We start from the raw sequence: 23,550 nt of genomic DNA on the forward strand, positions 1-23,550 counted from the left end.
GCCCCCCCCCCGGGCCCCACCCCTCCCCCCCCGCCGCGCGACGGCGGGGGGCGGGGCCCCCCCCCCCCCCGGGGCCCCCCCCGGGGGGGCCCCCCCCCCGGGGGGGGGGGCCGGGGCCCACGACCGTCGGTGGATCAGACGCCGGCGGTGAAGGCCGGCAGGTAGCCGCCCGACTGGCCGGCCGCCTTGGGGTGGTAGCTCTCGTCCACCGGCAGCACGGTGCTGTTCAGCCACTGGGTGCCACTGGCGCAGATCTCGTGGCCGGTGAACCGGCCTCTGACGTCCTGGTAGGTGAAGCCGACGTTCGCCACCCGCTTGGCGATCACGTCGTCCAGCACGTCGGCCGCGCTGTTGATGGCGGCCCGCTTGGTGTCGCCGATGCCGAAGATGCAGCTCCCGCCGACCTGGTAGAGGTGCGGGTAACCCAGCACCACCACGTGGGCGTTGGGGGCCTTCTGGTGGATCTTCGTGTAGAGGTTGTCGAGCAGGCCGGGCAGGGTGTTGGTCGCGTACGCCTTGGCGTTGGCGACCGCCGTCAGACAGGAGCTCTCGCTGTTCAGCACACAGGTCTGCATGGTGCTGGCGAAGCCCGCGTCGTTGCCGCCGACGCTGAGGCTGACCAGGGTGGTCGAGGCGTCCAGCGGGCCGAGCTGGTTGTTCAGCACGTCGCCGGTCCGCGCCCCCGAGCAGGCGGTGAACGCGAAGGAGGCGGGTGAGTTGGCGTTCTTCCACAGGTACGGATAGGCGTTGGTGCTGCGCTTGCAGTTGCCGCTCTCGCTGGTATAGCTGCCCGCACCCACTCCGGAGGAGTAGGAGTCGCCCAGCGCGACGTAGCGGGCCGAGGCGGCGCTGGCCGAGGGGGCCACGAAGAGGGTGGTCAGTGTGAGCAGGATCGCCGTGGTGGCGACGGACACGGCACGGGCTGAGCGCACGGATACCTCCACTGGAGTGACGCGGGTCACATTTTGTGTACCAGGGAGTAGCTTCGAGCAACAGTGGCCATGCCAAAACTGTTGCGAGGGTTCGCCCATGTGGCACCGTCAGTTCGACGGGGTGTCAGGCGCGGGACGTCGGGCCGGGACGTCGGACCGGGGCGTCGGGCGCCGTGGATCAGTGGAAGGCCAGCCCGGTGGGCGGCAGTTCCTCGATGGCCTCCTCGGCCGCGGCCGGCACACCGAGCAGCCGGACCGCCAGGTCCACCGCCGCCCTGGCCTGCCGCAGGCCGGGGCCGCCCCAGCCGAGCAGCTCGACCGCGAGGCCGGGCGCCACCAGCAGCCGGCGGTAGTGCCGCCCGGAGGCCGGGTCGGGCGCGGTCGGGCCGACCGACCGCAGCGCGGCGGCCATCCGGACCCGGGCGCACTCGTGACCGCCGTTGGCCGAGCCGACCCGGTCGTAGAGGTAGCCGAGGTAGTGCGCCGGGCCGATCGCCGCCTGCGCCTCCTCCCCCGCCTCCCGGGCCAGTGCCGTACCGGGATCGCCCACGTCCTCCGGCTCCAGCGAGCCGCCGGGCAGGCTGACCACACCGTCCCTGGGGTTCACCAGGGTCAGCACCCGGCCGTCCGGCACGAACAGCCAGCCCCAGGACTGCTTGACCGGCAGCCCCTCCGGCACCTGCTCCCCCGGCCGCCACGGCCACCCCGCCGTCGGACGGCGCCGGACCCGGCCGAGCAGCTCGGCGATCTCCGCGCTGTACTCGATCCGGCTCATGCGTCCCCCTTCGGTCTCGGGCGCCGGTAGGCGTGCGGTGGGTGGCACGCTCCTGGTGGTGCGCGCGGGCAGGCCGTCCCATCACAGCACGCCCCGCCTGTTGATCTTCCCCGAACATCCGGTCGATGAACAGTCCTGGCCGCCGCCCGGGGCACGGCCCGCCGCCCGCCGTTCAGCCCTCGGTCACCTCCGGCGGGGGCAGCGGGAAACCGGCCCGGCCGACCCCGCCGGGCGGCCCCCCGGCCTCCGCCCCCAGCACCGCCTGGGTCTCCAGCGCGGACATCGGCCGCAGCCAGCCGTCCACCAGCACCCAGCCGGAGGCCCCGCCGCCGGCCCGGTGCAGCAGCAGCTCGCCCGACCCGTACCCGGCCACCGCCGCGGCCAGCGTGACGCAGAACGCCTCCGCCTCCCGCCCCAGCTCGACCGGCCGCCCCGCCGCCACCAGCAGCTCGGCCGCCGCCGTCAGCTCCTCCCCGTCCAGCAGGCCGAGCGAACGCAGCGTCAGCCGGTGCCGCCCGTCCCCCGCGCCCGCCGCCAGCGCGAGGCAGACCTCGGAGACGTACTGGAGCACCGCCGTGACCCGCTCCTCCGGCTGCCGCTCGCAGCCGACCGCCGCCAGCAGGGCGGCGCAGCCGATCGAGATCCGCACCCGGGCCAGGTGGTCCTCCGTCAGCGCGGGCAGCAGCTCGGCCAGCCGCTGCCCGGTGTAGGCGAACGGCTCACCGGCCAGCTCCGGGTCGGCCGCGTACGCCACCTCGGCCACCGGGTCGGCTGGGTCCAGCAGGTGCTCCGCGCAGAAGTCCTCGAAGTCCGCCGGCTCCAGCACCCTCAGGTGCACCGCCACCCCGTGCCCGTGCAGCGCCCGCAGCCGCTGCTCGGTGCACCGCAGGTACGCCCCGTAGTCCGCCGGCCCGAACAGGCCGCACCCCCGCAACCGCACGTACGCCGCCTCGTCGGCCGCCACCGCCAGCGCCACCGTCTGCCGCACCCGGCCCCGCTCCCCGCACCCGGCCCGCCGCCGGCCGCCGCGCCTGTCCCTGCTGGTCATGCACCCTCCCGAAGTGGAATCCGACGGCCGGACCACGCCCGACCCCCGATGCCGGGAAACGTACACAGCGTCACTGACAACCACGCTCAGCTACCCTCTTCGGGGTTTGTCCGTGCGAGCTGTGATACTCGGGAACGGTCCTGGTGGGTACGAGCGTGTGGGGGTTGGGTACGTGCGGCTGCTGCACACCTCGGACTGGCACCTGGGCCGGTCGTTCCACCGGGAGAACCTGATCGGGGCGCAGCGCGCCTTCCTCGACCACCTGGTGGCGGTGGTCCGGGAGCACGGGGTCGAGGCGGTGCTGGTCGCCGGCGACGTCTACGACCGGGCGCTGCCCGGGCTGGACGCGGTCGAGCTCTTCGACGACGTGCTGCACCGGCTCGCCGAGCTGGGCGTGCCCACCGTCTTCATCAGCGGCAACCACGACTCGGCCCGCCGGCTCGGGGTCGCGGCCGGTCTGATCGGCCGGGCCGGCATCCACCTGCGGACGGATCCCGGTGCGGTCGCCGCCCCGGTGCTGCTGGCGGACCAGCACGGTCCGGTCGCGGTCTACGGCCTGCCGTACCTGGAGCCCGCGCTGACCCGGGAGCGGTTCGGGCTGGCCAAGGGCGGCCACGAGCAGGTGCTCGGTGCGGCGATGGACCAGGTCAGGGTCGATCTGACGACCCGTCCGGCAGGCACCAGGGCGGTGGTGCTGGCGCACGCCTTCGTGACCGGCGGCGAGGTCAGCGACAGCGAGCGAGACCTCACCGTCGGCGGGGTGGCGAGCGTGCCGTCCGCCGTCTTCGGCGGGGTGCACTACGCCGCCCTGGGTCACCTGCACGGCAGCCAGACGATCGCCCCGCACCTGCGCTACAGCGGCTCCCCGATCGCCTACTCGTTCTCCGAGGCGGACCACCGCAAGACCATGTGGCTGGTCGACCTGGCCGCCGACGGCTCGGTGGCGGCCGAGCGGATCGACTGCCCGGTGCCCCGCCCGCTGGCCCGGCTGCGCGGCCGGCTGGAGGAGTTGCTGACCGAGGAGAAGTACGCGCGGCACGCGGACGCCTGGGTGCAGGCCACCCTGACCGACCCGGCCCGCCCGGCGGACCCGATGGAGCAGCTCCGCAAGCGCTTCCCGCACACCCTGCAACTGCTGTTCGATCCCGACCCGGTGCCCGGCGACCGGCAGGAGTCGTACGCCGCCCGGGTCAGCGGCCGGACGGACCTGGAGATCGCCGAGGGCTTCGTCCGCCACGTCCGCCCCGGCACCGAGCCGGACGAGACCGAGCAGGGCTGGCTGCGGTCGGCCTTCGAGACCGTCCGCGAACAGGGCGACCGGAAGGCGGAGCTGCCGCGATGAGGCTCCACCAGCTGACCGTCACCGCGTTCGGCCCGTTCGCGGGCAGCGAGCGGGTCGACTTCGACGAGTTGGCCGCCGCCGGTCTGTTCCTGCTCCGGGGCGCCACCGGCGCGGGCAAGAGCAGCGTGCTGGACGCGGTCTGTTTCGCGCTCTACGGCGAGGTGCCGGGCGCCCGCAAGGGCAACCCGCTGCGCAGCGACCACGCGGCCGCCGGCGTGCCGACCCAGGTCGAGCTGGAGCTCACCCTCGGCGGGCAGCGGCTGCGGATCGTCCGCAGCCCCGAGCAGCTCCGGCCGAAGCTCCGCGGCAGCGGGCTGACCACCATGAAGCCGGAGACCCTGCTCAGCGAGTGGGTCACCGACACCGGCGAGGGCGAGCCCGGCTGGCGGGCCCTCAGCCGCTCGCACCAGGAGGCCGGCGAGCAGATCCACCGGCTGGTCGGGATGAGCCGGGAGCAGTTCTGCCAGGTGGTGCTGCTGCCGCAGGGCGACTTCGCCCGCTTCCTGCGGGCCGACACCAACGAGCGGGCCAAGCTGCTCCGGCAGCTCTTCGACACCGGCCGGTTCGACCAGGTGGAGCGCTGGCTCACCGAGCAGCGGACCAGGCACGAGGCCACCGTCCGGGAGGGCAGGCAGCGGCTGCACTCGCTGGCCACCCGGGCCGAGGAGGCGGCCGGGGCGGGCGCCGTCCCGCTGGCCGAGCTGGTGCAGGAAGGCGCCGGGGCCGAGGAGTTCCTCGGCTGGGCGGCGGTCCTGCGCACCGACGCGGCCGAGCGGGCCACCGTCGCGGCGCTCGCGCTGGCGGCGGCCGAGCGGGGTCACGGCGCGGCCCAGCAGGCGCTCCAGCGCGCCACCGAGCTGGCGGACCGTCAGCAGCGCCACCGGCAGGCCGTGCTGGCCGCCACCGAGCTGGCCCGCAGCGCCGACCGGTACCGGCAGGACCGGGAGCGGCTCGGCACCGCCCAGCAGGCCGCCACCGTCGAGCCGGTGCTCCGCCACCACGCCGCCGCGGCCGACGCCCACACCAGCGCCGTCCGGGCCGAGCAGCACCACCGGGCGGCGCTGGCCGCCGCCACCGCCGACGCCGACGCCGGGCAACTCGCCGGGTACGAACGGGAGCTGCGCGGCGAGCTCGGCCGGCTCGACGCCGCCCGGGTGGACGAGCGGCGGCTCGCCGAGACCGTCCGCGAGCGCGAGCAGCTGGGCCACGAGCTGCTCCGGACCGAGGAGTTGGCGGACGAGGCGGCGGACTGGCTGACCGACTTCGAGGGCCGGTTCAAGCGCCTCCACGAGCAGCAGGCCGAGGCCCGGGCCGCCGAAGCCAGGGTCGAGCAGCTCGACGCCCGGCGCTCCGAGCTCCGCGACCGGCTGGCCGCCGCCGCCGAGCGGGACCGCCTCCGGGCCGGGATCACCACCGCCGAGCGGGAGTTGGACGCCCTCAGGGCCGCCGCCAACGACGCCCGGGAGCGCAGCCTCGACCTGCGCGAACGCCGGCTCACCGGGATGGCCGCCGAGCTGGCCGGCCAACTCGTCGGCGGCGACCCGTGCCGGGTCTGCGGCTCGGCCGAGCACCCGGCCCCGGCCCGCCCCGCCGAGGGCCTGGTCCGGGCCGAGGACGAGCAGCGGGCCACCGCCGCCCAGCAGCGCGCCGAGCAGCAGCGGGACAGCGCCGAGCAGGCCCTGCTCACCCTCCGGGTGGCCGAGGCCAAGGCCGTCGGCGCGGCGGGCGAACAGCCGGCCGACCAGCTCCGGACGGCCCTCGCCGAGGCCGACCGGCAGCACCGCGAGGCGCTCGGCAGCGCCGACTCGCTGGGCCAACTCGACCGGCAGCTGGACAGGTTGACCCAGGAGCAGACCGACCGGCAGGACCGGCAGCAGCAGGCCAGGGTGCGCGCCGCCGCCCTGACCACCCGGCTCGGCTCGCTGGCCGCCGACCAGCAGGAGCTGTCCGCCCGGCTCGGCGCGGTGCTCGGCGGCGCCCCGTCGGTCGCCGCCCGGTCCGCCGCCCTGACCGCACTGGCCGACACGGTCGCCGCCGCCCTGGCCGCCACCCGGGCCCGGGCCGAGGCCGCCGGCCGGCTCACCGAGGCCGAGCGGGAGTTGGCCGAAGTGAGCAGGGGGGCCGGGTTCGACTCCCCGGCCGAGGCGGCGGCCGCCCTGCTGCCCGCCGCCGAGTCCCGGGCCCTGCGGGACCGCCTGGAGCGCGACCGGGCCGACCGCGAGGCGGTCGAACGCCGACTGGCCGAGCCCGAGTTGGTCGCGGCCGCCGCCCTGCCCGCCGCCGACCCGGCCGGCGTCCGGCTGGCGTACCAGCAGGCCACCGACCGGCTCCGGGAGGCGTCCGCCGCCGACAGCGCGGCCCGCCAGCGGGTGGCCGCGCTGGCCCGGCTGGGGCGGCAACTCGCCGAGCTGGCCGTCGCGCTGGGCCCGGCCCTGGAGCAGTACGAGCGGATCAAGCGGCTGGCCGAGCTGGCCGCCGGCACGTCCAGCGAGAACACGCTGCGGATGCGGCTGGAGTCGTACGTGCTGGCCGCCCGGCTGGAGCAGGTCGCGGCGGCGGCCAGCGGCCGGCTGGTCCGGATGTCCAGCGGCCGTTACACCCTGGTGCACAGCGACGGCCGCGCGGCGGGGAACCGGCGCTCCGGTCTGGCCCTGCGGGTGGTGGACGCCTGGACGGGACTGGACCGCGACACCGCGACCCTCTCCGGCGGCGAGAGCTTCTTCGCCTCGCTCGCGCTCGCCCTCGGCCTGGCCGACGTGGTCACCGACGAGTCGGGCGGAATGCCGCTGGACACCCTCTTCATCGACGAGGGCTTCGGCAGCCTGGACGAGCAGGCCCTCGAGGAGGTGCTCGACGTCCTGGACGGTCTCCGGGAGCGGGACCGCGCCGTCGGCATCGTCAGCCATGTCGCCGACCTGCGCTCGCGCATCCCGGCCCAACTGCTGGTCCACAAGGGGCGGCACGGCTCCACCCTGCGGCTGGCCGACCGCGAGGAGCACTGACCCGGCGGCTCAGCCGGAGCAGGCGATCCGCTGCGCCTCCTGCCAGGCGCAGACCGGGCACAGGGTCGTTCCCGGCCGGTCGGCCGGGAACTCGGTCGGCTCGCCGCACAGCACGCAGTCGGCCCGGGGGCCGTCCCCCACCGCCGGGGTCAGCGCCGCCACGGCGTCGACGCCGGGTGCCAGGTCGCACTGCTGGGTCTCGTCGCTCATACCGCCACCCTACGGCGGCCGGCCCCGGTACCGGGGCTCAGCCCAGGAAGGACAGCCGGACGGTGCGCCGGGGGTTGTCGCCGTTGGTGTCCACCAGCACCACCGACTGCCAGACCCCGAGCGCCAGTTGGCCGCCGATCACCGGCAGGGTGGCGTGCGGGGCGACCAGGCCGGGGAGCACGTGGTCCCGGCCGTGGCCCGGACTGCCGTGCCGGTGCCGCCAGCGGTCGTCGGCCGGGAGCAGCTCGCGCAGGATGGCCAGCAGGTCGTGGTCGCTGCCCGCCCCGACCTCGATCACCGCGATCCCTGCGGTGGCGTGCGGGACGAAGACGTTCAGCAGACCGTCCCGGCCGGGGGCCACGTTCGCCAGGAAGTCGGTGCAGTGCCGGGTGATGTCCAGGGCGACCTCACCACTGCCGGTGGTGAGGTCGACGGTGTGGGAGTGGAAGGAGGTGTCCGCCATGGGATCATCCTCGCACCCCGCGGCGGGTACGCGGAAAACCCGACGGACCGGCAGGTCCATCGGGTCGCCCGGAGGCGGGGCAGCAGGGCTGGTCGGACCAGCCTCAGCCCCGACTGCCGAACAGGCTGCGCTTGAGCCGCCGGAGCGGCGCCAGCAGCATCACCCGAGCCGTCCGACGCGGCGCGGCCGGGGTGCTCACCCCACGGGGCGTCAGCTCCCTTATCAGGCCGAGCGCTTCGGCGGTGTCGACGGCCGAGAGGGCCGGCGCACCGAGCACCGAGAGATGGCGGTCGAGCCGGCGGCCGGTCGAGCCGACGCCGCACTGGATCGCCGGCACTCGGGGCCGGGACCGCACTTGCATGTGTTCCATCAGTTTCCCACCCCTACGAGGCGCCAGGGCCGTGAGGCGAAGACTATCCGTGAGTGGCGGGCTTCGCGCAACCGTCCTGGTGTTCTGCCACCGTATCGTGCGAAGTGAACTGACGCCCCACCAGATCTCGGCGACCCCGGTCACGACTGCGCATCGGCCGGGTCGGTCCGATCGGCCGGCGAACCGCCGAGTCTCACCTGGTGAAATTCAGGAAGTGAACACATCCAGGGGATTGACGCCACCGAAACCTACAAGCAATATCTGTATCGACGCCGAAAGGCGGCCCGGAGTCGGTCGAGTACGTTCGACAGATGAAGGGAAAACTGCTTCCGACCCCAGGTGAGCCACTGTCCGGCCGTCTCGACGCTGCGGCGGCCCGGCTTCGAACTGGTGGACGGACCGGTGGTCGACCGCTGAGGGTCGGTCGGACCGCCAACCCCGGACTGCCGGTGCCCGCGCTCGCACAGCGCGGCACCGGCGGTCGTCTTTCCGCGACCGGCCCCACCCGGGCCGACCTGGGGCGCCTCGCCGTCGCCCGTCCCGCCGGGCCCAGTAGAGTGGCGCCAGAACCGGGCGGCCGCCCCTCGCCCCGGCATCCCCAGCGGAGTGAACCAGCGTGAGCCCCCTCCTCAGCATCGTGCTGCCGGTCCACGGCGTTGAGCGCTACCTGCCGCGCTGCCTCGACTCGCTGGCCGGCCCGCCGGACGGCTCGGTCGAGCTGATCGCGGTGGACGACCTCTCCCCCGACGGCTGCGGCGCGATCCTGGACGAGCACGCCACCCGCGACCCCCGCCTGCGGGTGCTGCACCTGACGGAGAACCAGGGCCTCGGCGGCGCCCGCGAGGTCGGTCTGGCCCAGGCCACCGGGACGTACGTCTGGTTCGTCGACAGCGACGACTGGCTGCCCGACGGCACCCTGGACGCGCTGCTGGCCGAGCTCCGCGCCGAGCAGGCCGCCGAGGCGCCGGTGGACGTGCTGCTGACCGACTTCACCCACGTCTACCCCGACGGCAGCACCGAGCCCAACCCCTGGCGGCACGTGCTGCGCGACTCCCCGCTGGTGGCCGGCTGCCGGGCCGCCGACCACCCGGCGCTGTTCCAGAGCGTGCTGTCGGTGTGGAACAAGGTCTTCCGCCGGCAGTTCCTGCTCGACCTGGACGTCGCCTTCGGCCGCGGCTACTACGAGGACATCTCGGTCACCTACCCGGCCCTGCTCACCGGCCGGCTCCGCTACCTCGACCGCTCCTGCTACAACTACCGGCGCGGACGCCCCGGCGCGATCACCGCCACCGCCTCCCCCAAGCACGCGGACGCCTTCGCCCAGTACGACGCGATCTTCCGGGTGCTCGACCGCCCCTCGGCCGACCCGGGCCCGGCCCTGCGCCGCCTGGTCTTCGACCGGACGGTCCGGCAGGCGCTCACCGTCTACGACACGCCCGGCCTGGTGCCGACCGACCTGCGGGCGGACTTCTTCGCCCGGATCGCCGACCACTTCGCCCGCCACCGCCCGGCCGACTACCGCTTCCCCGGCGGGCTGCGCGGCGTCCAGTACCGGCTGGCCGCCCGGGGCGCCCGGATCGCATACGGCGAGCTGCGCCGGGGCGGGCAGCTGCCACGCACCGTCAAGCGCGGGGTCGGCGCGGTCGCCCCGGCCCTGCGCAAGGGGGTCCGCGGCGGGGCCAGGTACACCGCGTACAACACCTTCCGGCGGCTCCCGCTGGACGACCGGCTCGCGGTCTACGCGGCGTACTGGCACCGGGGCTATGCCTGCAACCCGGCCGCGATCTACCGGAAGGCGCTCGAACTGGCGCCCCAGGTGCGCGGGGTGTGGGTGGTGGAGACCCGGGCGCAGGCCGCCACACTGCCCGACGGGGTGCCGTACGTGCTGGTGAACACCCCGGCGTACCTGCGGCTGATGGCCACCGCCAAGTACTTCGTCAACAACGTCAACTTCCCTCACACCATGGTCAAGCGGCCCGGCACGGTGCACGTGCAGACCCAGCACGGGACGCCGGTGAAGACCATGGGCCTGGACCTGGTGGACTACCCGGCCGCCGCCGACGGCATGGACTTCGACCGGCTGCGCGAGGCGGTGGACCGCTGGGACTTCCTGGTCTCCCCCAACCCGCACACCAGCGAGCACTTCAGCCGGGCCTTCCCCGGCCACTACGAGCTGCTGGAGACCGGCTACCCGCGCAACGACCGGCTCGCGCTGGCCGGCCCCGCGGAGGTCGCCGATGTCCGGGCCAGGCTCGGGCTGACGCCCGGGCGGCGCACGGTGCTCTACGCCCCGACCCACCGGGAGGGGCAGGGCGGCTACGTCCCGCTGCTCGACCTGCGGGAGCTGGCCGAGCAGCTCGGCCCCGGGTACACCCTGCTGGTCCGCACCCACTACTTCGACGCCGACGGCCCCGGCGAGCTCGCCACCGGCCCGGGCGCGGCCGAGGTGGTCGACGTCTCCGCCCACCCCGTGGTCGAGGACCTCTACCTGGCGGCGGACGTCCTGGTCACGGACTACTCCTCGATGATGTTCGACTACGCGGTGCTGGACCGACCGGTCGTCGTCTACGCCCCCGACTGGGAGCAGTACCGCCGGACCAGGGGCGTCTACTTCGACCTGCTCGCCTCGCCGCCCGGCGCGGTCGCCACCGACCCCGACGCCCTGAGCCAGGCCCTGCTGGCCGGCGACCCGGCGCCGGACGCCCGGGCCGCCTTCCGCGAGCGGTTCTGCCCCTGGGACGACGGCGGCGCTGCGGAGCGCGTGGTCCGCCGGATCTTCCCGGTCGACTGAACCCGCACCCCGGGCAAGCGCTCTACCCAGGGGCTCGGAGCTGCACTTTTGGCAGGCGCTCGGGCATCTACGGTCAGGGGCTCGGGGAACTGCGAGGAGATCTGGCGTTCGGGTCACTGCGAAAGTGCCCGACCACCCCTGAACGGATCACCTGTTCCGAGGCCGGCGTCGCAGTTCCCCGAGCCCCTGACCGTAGACCCGAAGCACCTGCCAAAAAATCGAGGCGCCGCCCGTGCGGCGGAGCGTCGTGACGAGGATCGCATCCGTCCGGTGAGCGGAGTGGTGGACGGCGGGCGGGGTGGATGACGTAATCTGCGGTCTGGCCTCGCCGCGGTGTTCCGGGGTGGGGGTGGAGGCGGCCAGGGAGACTAGATGATCAACCTCATCACCAAGCTCGTGCTCAAGCCCGTGGCGAAGGCGGTCTACCGCCCCGTCATCGAGGGGCTGGAGAACGTGCCGTGTGATGGCGGAGTGATCCTGGCGAGCAATCACCTGTCGTTCATCGACAGCGTGGTGATCCCGCTGACCGCGCCGCGCCGGGTGTACTTCCTCGCCAAGGCCGAGTACTTCACCGGCACCGGCCTCAAGGGTGCCCTCTCCAGGGCGCTCTTCAAGGCGCTCAACGCCGTCCCGGTGGAGCGGGGCGAGATCAAGACCGCCCAGGCCGCGCTGGACTCGGCGCTGGAGATCCTGCGCGAGGGCAAGGCGTTCGGCATCTACCCGGAGGGCACCCGTTCGCTGGACGGGCGGCTGTACCGGGGCAAGACCGGGGTGGCGTGGCTGGCGCTGACCGCCGGGGTGCCGGTCGTTCCGGTGGCGCTGGAGGGGCCGGCGGAGATCCTGCCGGTCGGCAAGCGGATCCCCCGCGTGCGCAAGGTGACCGTGCGCTTCGGGGAGCCGCTGCACTTCGACGAGCTGCACGGCCAGGCGCGTTCGGCCCGGGCCCGTCGCGAGGTCACCGACCAGGTGATGGCGGCGATCCACCAGCTGTCCGGCCAGGAGCTGGCCGAGGTCTACAACGAGCGCCCGATGGCGGCCTGACCGTCGTCGTCCGACGGCCCGTCAGAGGGCCCGCCTGACGGCAGCTCACGGCGCAGCAGCGCGGCGTACCGCCCGTTCCGCGCGAGCAGTTCCTCGTGGGTGCCGAGTTCGGCGATCTCGCCCGCGTCCAGGACGGCGATCTGGTCGGCCCGCCGCACGGTGGAGAGCCGGTGCGCGATGGTGATCGTGGTGCGGCCCGCGGACAGGGCGTCGATGGCCTGCTGGACGGCCCGTTCGGTCTGGTTGTCGAGTGCGCTGGTGGCCTCGTCCAGGATCAGGATCGGCGGGTTGCGGAGCACCGTCCTGGCGATCGCCAGGCGCTGCTTCTCGCCGCCGGAGAACCGGTAGCCACGCTCGCCGACCACGGTGTCGTAGCCCTCGGGGAGCCCGGCGATCAGCTCGTGGATCTGGGCCGCCCGGGCGGCCTCGACCAGCTGGGCGTCGGTGGCGTCCGGCTTGGCGAACCGCAGGTTGTCGGCGACCGAGGCGTGGAACAGGTAGGTCTCCTGGGAGACCACGCCGATCGCGTCGGCCAGGGTGTCGAAGCCGAGTTCGCGGACGTCGGTGCCGTCGATCAGGACCCGGCCGCCGGTCACGTCGTAGAGCCGGGGCACCAGGTAGCTGAGAGTGGTCTTGCCCGAGCCGGTCTCGCCGACCACGGCGAGCGAGCCGCCGGCCGGGAGCTTGAGGTCGATCCCGGTCAGGGTCGGGCGGTCCTGGTCGGCGTTGTAGCGGAAGTCCACGTTCTCGAAGGTGACGTCCCCGCGGATGACGGACAGCCGGACCGGATCGGCGGGTTCGGCGATCTCGACCGGGAGGTCGAGGTACTCGAAGATCCGCTGGAACAGCGCGAGCGAGGTCTGCACCTGCACGCCGGTGGAGAGCAGGCTGACGGTGGGTCGGAACAGGCCCTGCTGGAGCGAGACGAAGGCGACCAGGGTGCCGACCGAGACGATCGGGGCGCCGCCGGCCATCGCCAGTCCGGCGGCCCAGTAGATGACGGCGGGCATCGCGGCCATCACGATCCCGATGGTGGCCATCCGCCAGCGCCCGGCCATGCTGGCACGGACCTCCAGCTCGGCCAGCTCGTCCGACTGCCGGTCGAACTCGTGCGAGAGCGAGCCGGAGCGGCCCATGGTGCGACCGAGCAGGATGCCGCTGACGGACAGCGACTCCTGGACGGCGGAGCTCATCGCGGCCAGCTGCTTCTGCCGCTCGGTGGTGATCTTCTTGCGCTCGTTGCCGACCCGGCGGCTGATCCAGACGAACAGCGGGAGCAGCAGCAGCGAGACCACGGTGAGCCGCCAGTCCAGCGCGACCATGGCGACCACGGTGGCGATCACGCCGGTCAGGTTGGAGACCAGCGAGGTGGCGGTGGAGGTGACGGTGGACTGCATGCCGCCGATGTCGTTGGCGATCCGGGACTGCACCTCGCCGGTGCGGGTCCGGGTGAAGAAGGCCAGCGACATCCGCTGCAGGTGGCGGTAGACCGCGGTCCGCAGGTCGTGCATGACGCGCTGGCCGACCGTGGTGGAGATCAGGGTCTGCAGCACCCCGAAGATGCTGTTCACCACGGCGGCCGCGATCATCCCGAGCGCGAGCAGGCTGAGCAGCCCGGTGCGGCCCTGCGGTATCGCGGTGTCCAGCACCGCGCGGAGCAGGAACGGGGTGACCACGCCGACCACGGCGGAGGCCGCCACCAGCAGGCCGACCATGGCGAGCCTGGCCCGGTAGGGGCGGAACAGGGCGAGGATGCGGCGCCACTCGGCCGGCGGGCGCGGTTCGCCCTTGGCCCGTGGCGGCGGTGTCCAGTTGATCTCGTCGCGCACAGGCGACCTCCCCGTGGTGTCGGTACGTGGGCAGGAGTCCCCCTGCCCACGTACCGAGCATAGCTCATAGTTAGACGGGCTAATAATGAGCCGAGGTCTCGAACCCTGGACCACAGCGTCTCACTTGTACGTCCGCGCCGCCTTGCTGGAGATCCCACCCAGCTTCCCGGCGGGCAGCAGCCTGGCGATCGCCACGACCGCCTTGTACCGCCGGCCGGGGACGGACAGCGAGCGCCCCCTGGCCAGGTCGCGCAGCGCCTCGTCCACCACCCGCTCCGCCGAGAGCCAGCCCCAGGCGGGGATGCCCGAGGTGCCCATCCCGGCCCGCTGGTGGAACTCCGTCCGGGTGAAGCCCGGGGCCAGCGCCATCAGCCGGACCCCGGTGCCGCCGAGGTCGCGGGCCGCCCCCTGGGTGAAGCTGACCACCCAGGCCTTGCTGGCGCCGTACGTGCCGCGCGGCAGGAAGGCCGCCACCGAGGCGACGTTCACGATCCCGCCGAAGCCGCGCTCGCGCATGCCCGGCAGCGCGGCCGAGGTGGTCCGCAGGATCGCCTCGACGTGCACCTTGAGCATGTCGAGCTCCTGCTCCAGCGGGGCCGTCAGGTAGGCGCCCTGGTTGCCGAAGCCGGCGTTGTTGATCAGGATGCCGACCGGCCGGCCGGCGTCGCGCAGCCGCTCCTCGACCGCGCCGATCCCCGCGTCGGTGGCCAGGTCGGCGGGGAGCACCTCGACCTCGACGCCGTACGTCTTCGTCAACTCGGCCGCCGTGTCGGCCAACCGTCCGGCGTCGCGGGCGACCAGGACCAGGTCCCGCCCGTCCTGGGCGAGGCGGCGGGCGAAGGCGGCGCCGATTCCGGCGGTCGCGCCGGTGATGAGAGCAGTCGTCATGTGCCGACCGTACTCGCAGGTAATCACCCGTGCACCGGCGCGTCGCAGCTGATCTGACGACTCGTTCGGCGAGCCCTCGCCGATCCGGACGATTCGTACTCGTAGCTTTGCCGTGCGGCGTCGAGCCGACGTCGCTCCTGGACGACAAGGAGGTATCTGATGCCCACTCAGATCCACACCCCGGTACGGCCGCAGGCCACTGCGGCCGAACGCGCCGCGCTGGCCGGGCTGCTGGCCGAGGGCGAGGCCACCGTCAGCGCGGCACCGGTCCACCGGCCCGAGGCCGCCGGACTGCTGCTGTTGCTCCTGCTGCTCTCGCCCAAGCCCCCGAAGGACCGGAGCTGAGCCGAGGCGGTCCGATGTCCGCGTCCCCCGGCATCGTCCGCCCGGCCACCGCACCGCACCGACGGGCGGTCGTGACCGCCCTGCCCACCGAGGCCGAGGCACCGGTCAGCGGCGCCCCGCTGCACCGCCCGGCCACCGCCCTCGCCCCGCTGCTCCCGCTGTCCCCCAGGGAGCCGACGGGCCCGAGGCGTACCGGCGGCTGACCACGCCGGTCCCGACCGGGCCACCCGGCCCGGTCAGGACCGGTCGGCCCTGCCGAACGGTCCGCCACCACAGGAGACTTCACCACCATGCCGCTCACCGACACCTCGCTGCGCGACGCGTACGCCGCCGCGGTCGAGCAGGTGGCGGGCCGCGCCCTCGACGCCGTCACCGGCGCCGGGGGCCCGGTCGCGCTCACCGACCCCACCAGCACCGCCGAGCTCGCCGCGCTCCGGGTGCTCGGCCCCGACCTGTTCGCCGCCCAACTCCTCGCCCGGGCACCGCTGGCGAGCGTCACCACGGCCTCGCTGGCCGCCGCCCTGCTGGCCTTCCCGCCCGGCCAGGACGCCCCCGTCGGCCAGGACGACCTGGTGGTGGCCTGGCTGGACCACGTGGCTGGCTTCCTGGCCGGCCGGGCCGGCCCGCAGCCCGGCGAGGTCCCCGACCCGGAACACTGGCCGCGCTGGTCGGTACGGATGGCCCAGCTCGCCCCGCTGGCACTGCCCGGACTCGACGGCCCGGTGCACCGGGCCGCCCGGCAGCAGCCGCTCGCGCTGGCCCGTGGCGCCGCCCGGGCGATGCTCCGCCGGGACCACCGGACCGCGCTCCGGCTGACCCGCTGGCTGGCCTGGCTCGACGCCCCGGCCCCGCTGGAACTGCCGCCACTGCTGGACCGGCTCCGGCTGGTCGGCGACGACTCCCGCCGGACCGCGCTCGAACTCACCATCACCGAAAGCCTGTTGACGGAGGGTCGGCGATGACGGAGACCCGGTTGCTGAGCACCGCCCAACGGCTCGGCTCGAACGCCCTGCACTGGCTGCACCGGGCCCACCAGGACGGCCACGGCACCCTCCCGCCGGACACCACCATCGACCTCTCCGACCCGGACACCGCCTACAAGCCGATCGGGGAGTCCGCACTGGCCGCCTCGCTGATCCTGCGGGACGGCGTGGCCGGGGCCCGCGACCTGGCGGCGGCGGGCGAGCTGATCGAGTTCTGCTGGCACCAGCTGCAGAGCGGGAACCTGCTCTACGAACGGCAGTTGCGCTTCCCCAACCTGTCCGACCCGCTGGAGACGTACGCCCACTTCGCCCGGTCCGGCTTTCGGCACCGGCCGTTGGACGAGCTGCTCGGCTCGCTCACCCGGCTCCGCGCCACCCACGCCGCCGAGCTGGTGCCCAACCGGCGGCTCGCGGTCGCCAACGCCCGCCGGGTGGTCGGCCTGGACCACCGGCCGGACTGGGCCGCGCTGGCCGACGCCACCTGGCTCGGCGCCACCCCCGAGCCCTGGGCGATCGACTGGAGCACCGGCTACGACCTCACCCACACCGTCTTCCACCTGACCGACTGGGGTGCCCGCCCGGACGGCCTGCCCGCGCCGCTCCGCTCGTACCTGCGGGACTGGCTGCCGGTCTGGGTCGACATCTGGCTGGAGGTCGGCCAGTGGGACCTGGTCGGCGAGCTGCTGATCGTGGACTCCTGCACCGGGGAGCCGGTCTGCGGCCTCGACCCCTGGGAGCGGCTGGCCGGCGCCCAGCACCCCGACGGCCTGACCCCCCGGGACGCCGAACCGGTCGACCAGGACCCGGCCCGGGCCTTCAAGGACCACGAGCACACGGCAGTGGTCGCGGCGATCGCCGGGACGGTGACGCTGGCCCGCGCCCTCGGCGGCTCGCCGGTGACGGTGTGACACTGGCCGCCCTGGTCGCCGCCGCACCCGGGGCGACCGCTGTGACACTGGTCACCTTCGCCGGCGGACGCGGTGAAGTGCTCTGCCATGGAAGGGAGTTCGCGGGCGGTCCGGAGGTGACCGCGGACACCGGCTACGAACTCGGCTCGGTCACCAAGACCTTCACCGGGCTGCTGCTGGCCGAGCTGGCCGCCCGCGGCGAGGTCACCCTGGACGACCCGCTCTCCGCCCATCTGCCGGTCACCGCCCGCTGCACCCTGCGCGACCTGGCCACCCACACCGCCGGGCTGCCCCGGCTGCCGCCCGGCCTGCTCAGCTCCGCCCTGCCGCAGTGGTACCGCAACCCGTACGCGGCCTTCGGCGACGACCGGCTGCTGGCCGCCCCGATCAGGCCCCGGTCGCCCGGCCGGGTCCGTTACTCCAACTTCGGGATGGCCCTGCTCGGCCGCGCCCTGGCCGAACGCACCGGGACGCCGTACCCGGAGCTGCTGGCCGGGCTGGTCTGCGGACCGCTCGGGCTGACCGCCACCGACTGTGCCGAGCAGGCCCCGGGCCGGGCGCTCGGCCACCGCCGGGGCCGCCCACTGCCGCCCTGGCGGATCCCCGGGCTGCCGGCCGCCGGCGCGCTCCGCTCCACCGGCCGGGACCTGCTCGGCTACCTGACCGCCCACCTCGCCCCGGCCGGGCCGCTCGCCCCCGCGCTGCGGGCCGTCCGGCTGCCGCTGGCCTGGAGCCTGCGGCGGAGCACCTACTTCCACTCCGGCGGCACCCGGGGCTGCACCGACCTCGTGGGATTCGACCCGGAACGCGGCACCGCGCTGGCCGCGCTGGCCAACGCCGGCCCCTCGCTCGGCGGCCGTTTCGTCCAGACGGCGTACGACGCACTGCTCGCCCTCCCTTCGGAGAGGGGGTTGGTGTCGGGAACGGCCGAAGACGAGATATCTTGATATCAAGACGTTAGTAGACATGGAGCGGAGCACCGGTGACTGACTCGACCATCATCTATACGCACACTGACGAGGCCCCGGCCCTGGCGACGTACTCGCTCCTGCCGGTCATCCAGGCCTACGCCTCGACAGCGGGCGTCAGTGTGGAGACTCGCGACATCTCCCTGGCCGGGCGCATCATCGCGAGCTTCCCCGAGTTCCTCGCGCCGGAGCAGCGGATCGCCGACGCGCTGGCCGAGCTCGGCGAGCTGGCCAAGACGCCGGGCGCCAACATCATCAAGCTGCCGAACGTCTCGGCCTCGATCCCGCAGCTCAAGGCTGCCGTGGCCGAGCTCCAGGCGCAGGGCTACGCGCTGCCGGACTACCCGGACGACCCGAAGACCGAGCAGGACCGCGACGTCCGCGCCCGGTACGACAAGATCAAGGGCAGCGCCGTCAACCCGGTGCTCCGCGAGGGCAACTCGGACCGCCGCGCCCCCGCCTCGGTGAAGAACTACGCCAAGACCCACCCGCACCGGATGGGCGCCTGGTCGGCCGACTCCAGGACCAACGTCGCCACCATGGGCACCGACGACTTCCGCTCCACCGAGAAGTCGGCCGTGGTCACCGAGGCCGGCGCGCTCCGGATCGAGCACCTCGCCGCCGACGGCACCACCACCGTGCTGCGCGAGTCGGTGCCGGTGCTCGCGGGCGAGGTCGTGGACGCCTCGGTCATGCGCGCCGCCGCGCTGAACGGGTTCCTGGCCGCCCAGGTGGCCCGGGCCAAGGCCGAGGGCGTGCTGTTCTCGGTGCACCTCAAGGCCACCATGATGAAGGTCTCCGACCCGATCGTCTTCGGCCACGTGGTCCGCGCCTTCTTCCCGAAGACCTTCGCCGCCCACGGCGAGGTGCTGGCCGCGGCCGGCCTGAGCCCGAACAACGGCCTCGGCGGCATCCTCGACGGCCTCGCCGCGCTGCCCCAGGGCGCCGAGATCAAGGCCTCGTTCGACGCCGAGCTGGCCGAGGGCCCCGCGCTCGCGATGGTCGACTCGGACAAGGGCATCACCAACCTGCACGTGCCGAGCGACGTGATCGTCGACGCCTCGATGCCGGCCATGATCCGCACCTCCGGCCACATGTGGGGCCCGGACGGCGCCGAGGCCGACACCCTGGCCGTGCTGCCGGACAGCAGCTACGCCGGTGTCTACCAGGTCGTCATCGACGACTGCCGCGCCCACGGCGCCTTCGACCCGTCGACCATGGGCTCGGTCCCGAACGTCGGTCTGATGGCGCAGGCGGCCGAGGAGTACGGCAGCCACGACAAGACCTTCGAGATCGCCGCCGCGGGCACCGTCCGCCTGGTCGACGCCACCGGCGCGGTCGTGCTGGAGCAGGCCGTCGAGGCCGGCGACATCTTCCGCGCCTGCCAGACCAAGGACCTGCCGATCCAGGACTGGGTCAAGCTGGCCGTCACCCGCGCCCGCGCCACCGGCAACCCGGCCGTGTTCTGGCTGGACGCGACCCGCGCGCACGACGCCGTGCTGATCGAGAAGGTCAAGCAGTACCTCCCGGAGCACGACACCACCGGGCTGCAGATCGAGATCCTCTCCCCGGTCGAGGCCACCGCCTTCTCGCTGGAGCGGATCCGCCGCGGCGAGGACACCATCTCGGTGACCGGCAACGTGCTGCGCGACTACCTGACCGACCTGTTCCCGATCCTGGAGCTGGGCACCAGCGCCAAGATGCTGTCGGTCGTGCCGCTGATGAACGGCGGCGGTCTGTTCGAGACCGGCGCGGGCGGCTCCGCCCCGAAGCACGTCCAGCAGCTGGTCAAGGAGAACTACCTGCGCTGGGACAGCCTGGGCGAGTTCTTCGCTCTGGCCGCGAGCTTCGAGCACCTGGCGCAGACCACCGGCAACGCGAGCGCCCAGGTGCTCGCCGACACCCTGGACCGGGCCACCGGCACCTTCCTCAACGAGGACAAGTCGCCGAGCCGCCGCCTCGGTGGCATCGACAACCGTGGCAGCCACTTCTACCTGGCGCTGTACTGGGCCCAGGAGCTGGCCGCTCAGACCGTCGACGCCGAGCTGGCCGAGGCGTTCGCGGGCCTGGCCAAGACGCTGGCCGCGCAGGAGCAGACCATCGTGGCCGAACTGATCGCCGTGCAGGGTTCGCCCGCCGACATCGGTGGCTACTACCAGCCCGACGCCGCCAAGGCCGCCGCGATCATGCGGCCCTCGGCGACCTTCAACGAGGCGCTGGCCACCCTCGGCTGACGGTCCGTCACCCGCTGACGCCGAAGCCCCGCCCGCAGAGCTCACGTTCTGGCGGGCGGGGCTTCGGCGCGTTCCGGCCGGGTCAGGGCGTGCTGCGGGCCGCCGAGTCGGCCTCGCCGCCGGCCCCGACCGGGCGCAGCCGGGAGGCCGCGGTGGCCTTCAGCTGCGGGGCCAGCTTGGCCACGTCCCGCGAGCCGACGGCCGCGATCAGGCTGGGCAGCAGCCAGCGGACCGGCTGCATGCCGCGCAGCCAGGGCTGGGCGTAGACGTGCGCGGAGCGCCGGGCGATGCCCGCGACCAGCCGGTCGACGGCCGGCGGCAGCGGGTAGGTCTTGTTGGCGGGCCAGGGCAGCCCGGCCCGCATCCGCCGCAGCACCTCGTCCTGGTCGGCGCCGCGCACCATGTCGGTGTCGGTCCAACTCAGGTAGCCCACACCGACCTTGACGCCCTGGTGGGCGACCTCGGCGCGGAGCGAGTGGGCGAACGCCTCCACCCCGGCCTTGCTCGCGCAGTACGCGGACATCAGCGGGGCGGGGGTGATCGCGGCCAGCGAGGCGATCTGCAGCAGGTAGCCCCGGCTCCTGGTGAGCGCGGGCAGGAAGGCCCGGGCGGTGGCCACGCTGCCGAGCAGGTTGACCTGGATCACCCGGTCGAAGGCGTCGGGGTCGCTGTCCACCAGCGGCCCGCCGAGGGCGATCCCGGCGTTGGCGACCACGGTGTCGATCCGGCCGTACCGCTCCTCGATCGCCTGCGCGGTGCTGCGCAGCGCCGCCAGGTCGGTGACGTCGGCCACCCAGTGGCCGGCCTCCGGGCCGCACTGGGCGGCGACCGCCTTGAGCTCCTCGGGCTCCAGGCCGACCAGCGCGAGCCTGGCGCCGCGCTGGGCGAGCTTACGGGCCGTCAGGGCGCCGACGCCCCGGGCGGCTCCGGTGACGACGATGACCTGACCGGTCAGCTGCGGGCTCATTCGGCCACCTTCCGGGCGGTGTTCAGGTGCGAGCGGACCAGGCGGCGGATCTCGCCGGCCACCTCGGCGGGGCGTTCGACCGGGGACATGTGGCCGACCCCGGGGAGTTCGAGCAGACCCTCGGGCACGGGCAGCGCGGCAAGGATCCGGTGCGAGTGCACCGGCGGGGTGAGCCGGTCGTGGGTGCCGACCACCACGGCGGTGGGGGCGGCCAACCTGCCGAGCTGGGCGTACAGATCGAGGCTGCCGAGCACCAGGGACCACCGGTGGCGGACCCCGGCGGGGCAGGCGTGCACGATCCGGGCGTTCACCTCGGCCCGGTCGGCGGGGGTGGCCGGGCCCATGGTGGCGTACTTCAGGGCGGCCCGGCTGAGCGGGGTGACCGGGCCGAGCGGCAGCCGGGAGTGCAGCAACTGCCGCCCCAGGAAACGGCGCAGGCCGCCCCGGACGGCGTCCGGCACCACCTTCAGCTCGGCCAGCAGGTCACCCGCGCCGGTGCTGACCAAGGCGACGGCGGCGGTCCGGTCGGCCACCTCGGCCCGGTCGGCGGCGGCCATGATGGTCATTCCGCCCATGCTGTGCCCGGCCAGCACGGCCCGGCGGCCGGCCGGGACGACCCGGCCGAGCACGGCCGCCAGGTCGTCGGCCAGCTTCACGGTGGTGTACCCGGCCGGGGTGACCGGCCGGTCGCTGCGGCCGTGGCCGCGCTGGTCGTACGCCACCACCCGGTGGTCGGGCAGCAGTTGGTGGATCACGGGGGCCCAGAACCGGGTGGAGCAGGTCCAGCCGTGGGCCAGCACCACCAACGGGGCGTCCTCGGGGCCGTACGCGGCGGCGTGAATCCAGTGGCCGTCGGCCGAGCGGATCCGGTACTCCTCGGCGGCGGCGGGCAGCAGGCAGTCGGCGGGCAGGGTGGTCATGCGAGCGCCTCCTCGGCGACGGGGGCGGTCTGCCGGACCACCTCGTACTCGGCCAGGTCGAGCCGGCGGGTGGCCCGGCGGAAGCTGCTGGTGGAGGCGGGCCAGAGCACGGTGTTCTTGCCGCCCTCGTCCTGGTACCAGCTCCGGCAGCCGCCGGTGGACCAGACGGTGCGGCTCATCCGGTGCTGGAGCTCGAGGTTCCACTGCCGCTGGGCCCGGGCGGTGGGCTGCAGCGCGCCGCCGCCGAGCGCCGCCAGCGTGGTCAACGCGTCGACCAGGTAGTTCAGTTGGGACTCGATCATCAGGATCATCGAGCTGTTGCCGAGCCCGGTGTTCGGGCCGATCACGAAGAACAGGTTGGGGAAGCCGCGCACCGTCGAGCCGCGCAGCGCCTCCAGGCCGTCCTTCCACTCGGTGGCCAGACTGACCCCGTCGATGCCGAACACCCGGTGCGCGATCGGCATGTCGGTGACGTGGAAACCGGTGCCGAAGACGATCGCGTCCACCTCGTGCTCACTGCCGTCGGCGGCCACCAGGGTGGAGCCGCGCAGCTCGGTGAGACCGGCGGAGACCACCTCGGTGTTGGCCGCGGCCAGCGCCGGATAGTAGGTGTTGCTGAGCAGGATGCGCTTGCAGCCGATCCGGTAGTCCGGGGTCAGCCGGGCCCGCAACTCCGGGTCGGCGACGCCCTTGTGGAGGTTGTGGACGGCGAGCTGCTCGACCAGCCTGAGGGTGCCGGGGCGCCGGACGAAGGCGTCCACCTGGAGCTCGCGGAGCGCGAACAGGGCCGCCCGACGGAGTGTGCCGGTCGGCGGCAGCTTGGCGTGCAGCCACTTCTCGGCGGCCGAGATCTCCCGGTCGCGGCGCGGCAGCACCCAGGCGGGGGTGCGCTGGAAGACCGTCAGCCTGCCGACCTTCGGCTGGATCTGCGGGATGATCTGGGCGGCCGAGGCACCGGTGCCCACCATCGCGACCCGCTTGCCGGTCAGGTCGTAGTCGTGGTCCCAGCGGGAGGAGTGGAAGACCTTGCCGGGGAACTCGGCCAGGCCGGGCAGCTCGGGGATCTGCGGGTCGGCCAGCGGCCCGGAGGCGGAGACCACCGCGTCGGCGGTCCACACCCCGGCGGCGGTGGTGATCCGCCAGCGGGTGTGCTCCTGCTCCCAGCGCAGCTCGGTCACCTCGGCGTTGAACCGCAGGTGCGGCCGGAGCCCGAAGGTGTCGGTGACCCGCTCCAGGTAGGCCCTGATGTCGGGCTGGCCGGAGAAGCTGCGCGGCCAGTCGGGGTTGGGCGCGAAGGAGAACGAGTAGAGGTGCGAGGGGACGTCGCAGGCGCAGCCCGGGTAGCTGTTGTCCCGCCAGGTCCCGCCGACCGCGTCGGCCCGCTCCAGGATCACGAAGTCGGTGATCCCGGCCCGGCGCAGCCGGACCCCGGCGCCGATGCCGCCGAATCCGGAACCGACCACGGCGACCCGGACGTGCGGGGTCCCCTCGGTCGGGCGCTGCTTGGTGCGCTTGGGGCTGGCTGCCATGCGTC

21 protein-coding genes are annotated in these 23,550 nt (G+C 74.0%); 10 read left to right on the plus strand and 11 right to left on the minus strand.

All coding sequences use genetic code 11. The features are described from left to right. Positions 1-134: 134 nt before the first annotated feature. The 3 genes from ACIRPK_RS03970 to ACIRPK_RS03980 all read right to left on the minus strand — a co-directional run bounded on the left by ACIRPK_RS03970 (position 135) and on the right by ACIRPK_RS03980 (position 2,755). Positions 135-932, minus strand: a complete 798-nt coding sequence (locus ACIRPK_RS03970) for an SGNH/GDSL hydrolase family protein (RefSeq protein WP_403032516.1) — start codon at positions 930-932, stop codon at positions 135-137. Between the two features lie 178 nt (positions 933-1,110). Then, positions 1,111-1,707, minus strand: a complete 597-nt coding sequence (locus ACIRPK_RS03975; protein ID WP_403032518.1) for a hypothetical protein — start codon at positions 1,705-1,707, stop codon at positions 1,111-1,113. A gap of 172 nt (positions 1,708-1,879) precedes the next feature. Continuing rightward, complete coding sequence (locus ACIRPK_RS03980; RefSeq protein ID WP_403032521.1) at positions 1,880-2,755, minus strand: hypothetical protein; 876 nt, start codon at positions 2,753-2,755, stop codon at positions 1,880-1,882. Positions 2,756-2,927: 172 nt separating this feature from the next. Here ACIRPK_RS03980 and ACIRPK_RS03985 point away from each other — a divergent pair, with 172 nt between their 5' ends. Together ACIRPK_RS03985 and ACIRPK_RS03990 are read left to right on the plus strand one after the other, a co-directional pair. Further along, positions 2,928-4,097 (plus strand): exonuclease SbcCD subunit D, encoded by a 1,170-nt coding sequence (locus tag ACIRPK_RS03985; protein ID WP_403032524.1) that lies wholly within the window; start codon positions 2,928-2,930, stop codon positions 4,095-4,097. Further along, entirely contained in the window at positions 4,094-7,099 is a 3,006-nt protein-coding gene (locus ACIRPK_RS03990) for an AAA family ATPase (protein WP_403032527.1), read from the plus strand. Before ACIRPK_RS03985 ends, ACIRPK_RS03990 begins: the two co-directional genes overlap by 4 nt. 9 nt (positions 7,100-7,108) lie before the next feature. Here ACIRPK_RS03990 and ACIRPK_RS03995 read toward each other — a convergent pair whose 3' ends face one another. The 3 genes from ACIRPK_RS03995 to ACIRPK_RS04005 form a co-directional block, all read right to left on the minus strand. Further along, entirely contained in the window at positions 7,109-7,309 is a 201-nt protein-coding gene (locus tag ACIRPK_RS03995) for a hypothetical protein (RefSeq protein WP_403032530.1), read from the minus strand. A gap of 37 nt (positions 7,310-7,346) precedes the next feature. Beyond that, the gene (locus ACIRPK_RS04000) at positions 7,347-7,772 is read right to left on the minus strand and encodes a YjbQ family protein (protein ID WP_403032532.1); all 426 of its coding nucleotides are present in this window, start codon (positions 7,770-7,772) and stop codon (positions 7,347-7,349) included. Positions 7,773-7,875: 103 nt separating this feature from the next. Next, on the minus strand, positions 7,876-8,142 hold the full coding sequence (locus tag ACIRPK_RS04005; protein ID WP_403032535.1) for a hypothetical protein: 267 nt from the start codon (positions 8,140-8,142) through the stop codon (positions 7,876-7,878). Between the two features lie 616 nt (positions 8,143-8,758). Here ACIRPK_RS04005 and ACIRPK_RS04010 point away from each other — a divergent pair. Together ACIRPK_RS04010 and ACIRPK_RS04015 are read left to right on the plus strand one after the other, a co-directional pair. Then, the gene (locus ACIRPK_RS04010; RefSeq protein WP_403032538.1) at positions 8,759-10,933 is read left to right on the plus strand and encodes a CDP-glycerol glycerophosphotransferase family protein; all 2,175 of its coding nucleotides are present in this window, start codon (positions 8,759-8,761) and stop codon (positions 10,931-10,933) included. Positions 10,934-11,305: 372 nt separating this feature from the next. Continuing rightward, positions 11,306-11,974, plus strand: coding sequence for a lysophospholipid acyltransferase family protein (locus tag ACIRPK_RS04015; protein ID WP_403032541.1), 669 nt, complete (start codon positions 11,306-11,308; stop codon positions 11,972-11,974). On the opposite strand, the gene ACIRPK_RS04020 is transcribed toward ACIRPK_RS04015, so the two are convergent. Together ACIRPK_RS04020 and ACIRPK_RS04025 are read right to left on the minus strand one after the other, a co-directional pair. Then, the gene (locus ACIRPK_RS04020) at positions 11,947-13,803 is read right to left on the minus strand and encodes an ABC transporter ATP-binding protein (protein WP_403032544.1); all 1,857 of its coding nucleotides are present in this window, start codon (positions 13,801-13,803) and stop codon (positions 11,947-11,949) included. The two genes, ACIRPK_RS04015 and ACIRPK_RS04020, sit on opposite strands and share 28 nt — an antisense overlap. 120 nt (positions 13,804-13,923) lie before the next feature. Further along, entirely contained in the window at positions 13,924-14,691 is a 768-nt protein-coding gene (locus ACIRPK_RS04025; protein WP_403032547.1) for an SDR family NAD(P)-dependent oxidoreductase, read from the minus strand. Positions 14,692-14,850: 159 nt separating this feature from the next. Between ACIRPK_RS04025 and ACIRPK_RS04030 the strand changes: the two genes are divergently transcribed. The 6 genes from ACIRPK_RS04030 (at position 14,851) to ACIRPK_RS04055 (ending at position 20,129) form a co-directional block, all read left to right on the plus strand. Further along, complete coding sequence (locus ACIRPK_RS04030; protein WP_403032550.1) at positions 14,851-15,036, plus strand: hypothetical protein; 186 nt, start codon at positions 14,851-14,853, stop codon at positions 15,034-15,036. A gap of 14 nt (positions 15,037-15,050) precedes the next feature. Continuing rightward, entirely contained in the window at positions 15,051-15,239 is a 189-nt protein-coding gene (locus ACIRPK_RS04035; protein ID WP_403032553.1) for a hypothetical protein, read from the plus strand. An 87-nt stretch (positions 15,240-15,326) separates the two neighbouring features. Next, positions 15,327-15,998 (plus strand): hypothetical protein, encoded by a 672-nt coding sequence (locus ACIRPK_RS04040; RefSeq protein WP_403032556.1) that lies wholly within the window; start codon positions 15,327-15,329, stop codon positions 15,996-15,998. Beyond that, the gene (locus ACIRPK_RS04045; protein WP_403032559.1) at positions 15,995-16,927 is read left to right on the plus strand and encodes a DUF6895 family protein; all 933 of its coding nucleotides are present in this window, start codon (positions 15,995-15,997) and stop codon (positions 16,925-16,927) included. The genes ACIRPK_RS04040 and ACIRPK_RS04045 overlap by 4 nt, the downstream gene beginning before the upstream one ends. Beyond that, the gene (locus ACIRPK_RS04050; protein WP_403032561.1) at positions 16,924-17,874 is read left to right on the plus strand and encodes a serine hydrolase domain-containing protein; all 951 of its coding nucleotides are present in this window, start codon (positions 16,924-16,926) and stop codon (positions 17,872-17,874) included. The genes ACIRPK_RS04045 and ACIRPK_RS04050 overlap by 4 nt, the downstream gene beginning before the upstream one ends. Positions 17,875-17,909: 35 nt before the next feature. Further along, positions 17,910-20,129 (plus strand): NADP-dependent isocitrate dehydrogenase, encoded by a 2,220-nt coding sequence (locus ACIRPK_RS04055; protein WP_403032564.1) that lies wholly within the window; start codon positions 17,910-17,912, stop codon positions 20,127-20,129. A gap of 82 nt (positions 20,130-20,211) precedes the next feature. Here the strand turns inward: ACIRPK_RS04055 and ACIRPK_RS04060 are convergent, their stop codons facing one another. Genes ACIRPK_RS04060 through ACIRPK_RS04070 form a run of 3 tightly spaced genes read right to left on the minus strand, consistent with a single transcriptional unit; the run spans position 20,212 to position 23,545 of the window. Next, the gene (locus ACIRPK_RS04060; protein WP_403032567.1) at positions 20,212-21,096 is read right to left on the minus strand and encodes an SDR family oxidoreductase; all 885 of its coding nucleotides are present in this window, start codon (positions 21,094-21,096) and stop codon (positions 20,212-20,214) included. Beyond that, positions 21,093-22,016 carry an alpha/beta fold hydrolase gene (locus ACIRPK_RS04065; protein WP_403032570.1) on the minus strand — a complete coding sequence of 308 codons (924 nt, stop codon included), beginning with the start codon at positions 22,014-22,016 and terminating at the stop codon, positions 21,093-21,095. Before ACIRPK_RS04065 ends, ACIRPK_RS04060 begins: the two co-directional genes overlap by 4 nt. After that, positions 22,013-23,545, minus strand: a complete 1,533-nt coding sequence (locus ACIRPK_RS04070; protein ID WP_403032573.1) for a flavin-containing monooxygenase — start codon at positions 23,543-23,545, stop codon at positions 22,013-22,015. The genes ACIRPK_RS04065 and ACIRPK_RS04070 overlap by 4 nt, the downstream gene beginning before the upstream one ends. Between the last annotated feature and the right edge of the window lie 5 nt (positions 23,546-23,550).

The sequence above is a fragment of the Kitasatospora sp. NPDC101801 genome (assembly GCF_044766665.1).
In the GTDB taxonomy this organism is placed as follows: domain Bacteria; phylum Actinomycetota; class Actinomycetes; order Streptomycetales; family Streptomycetaceae; genus Kitasatospora.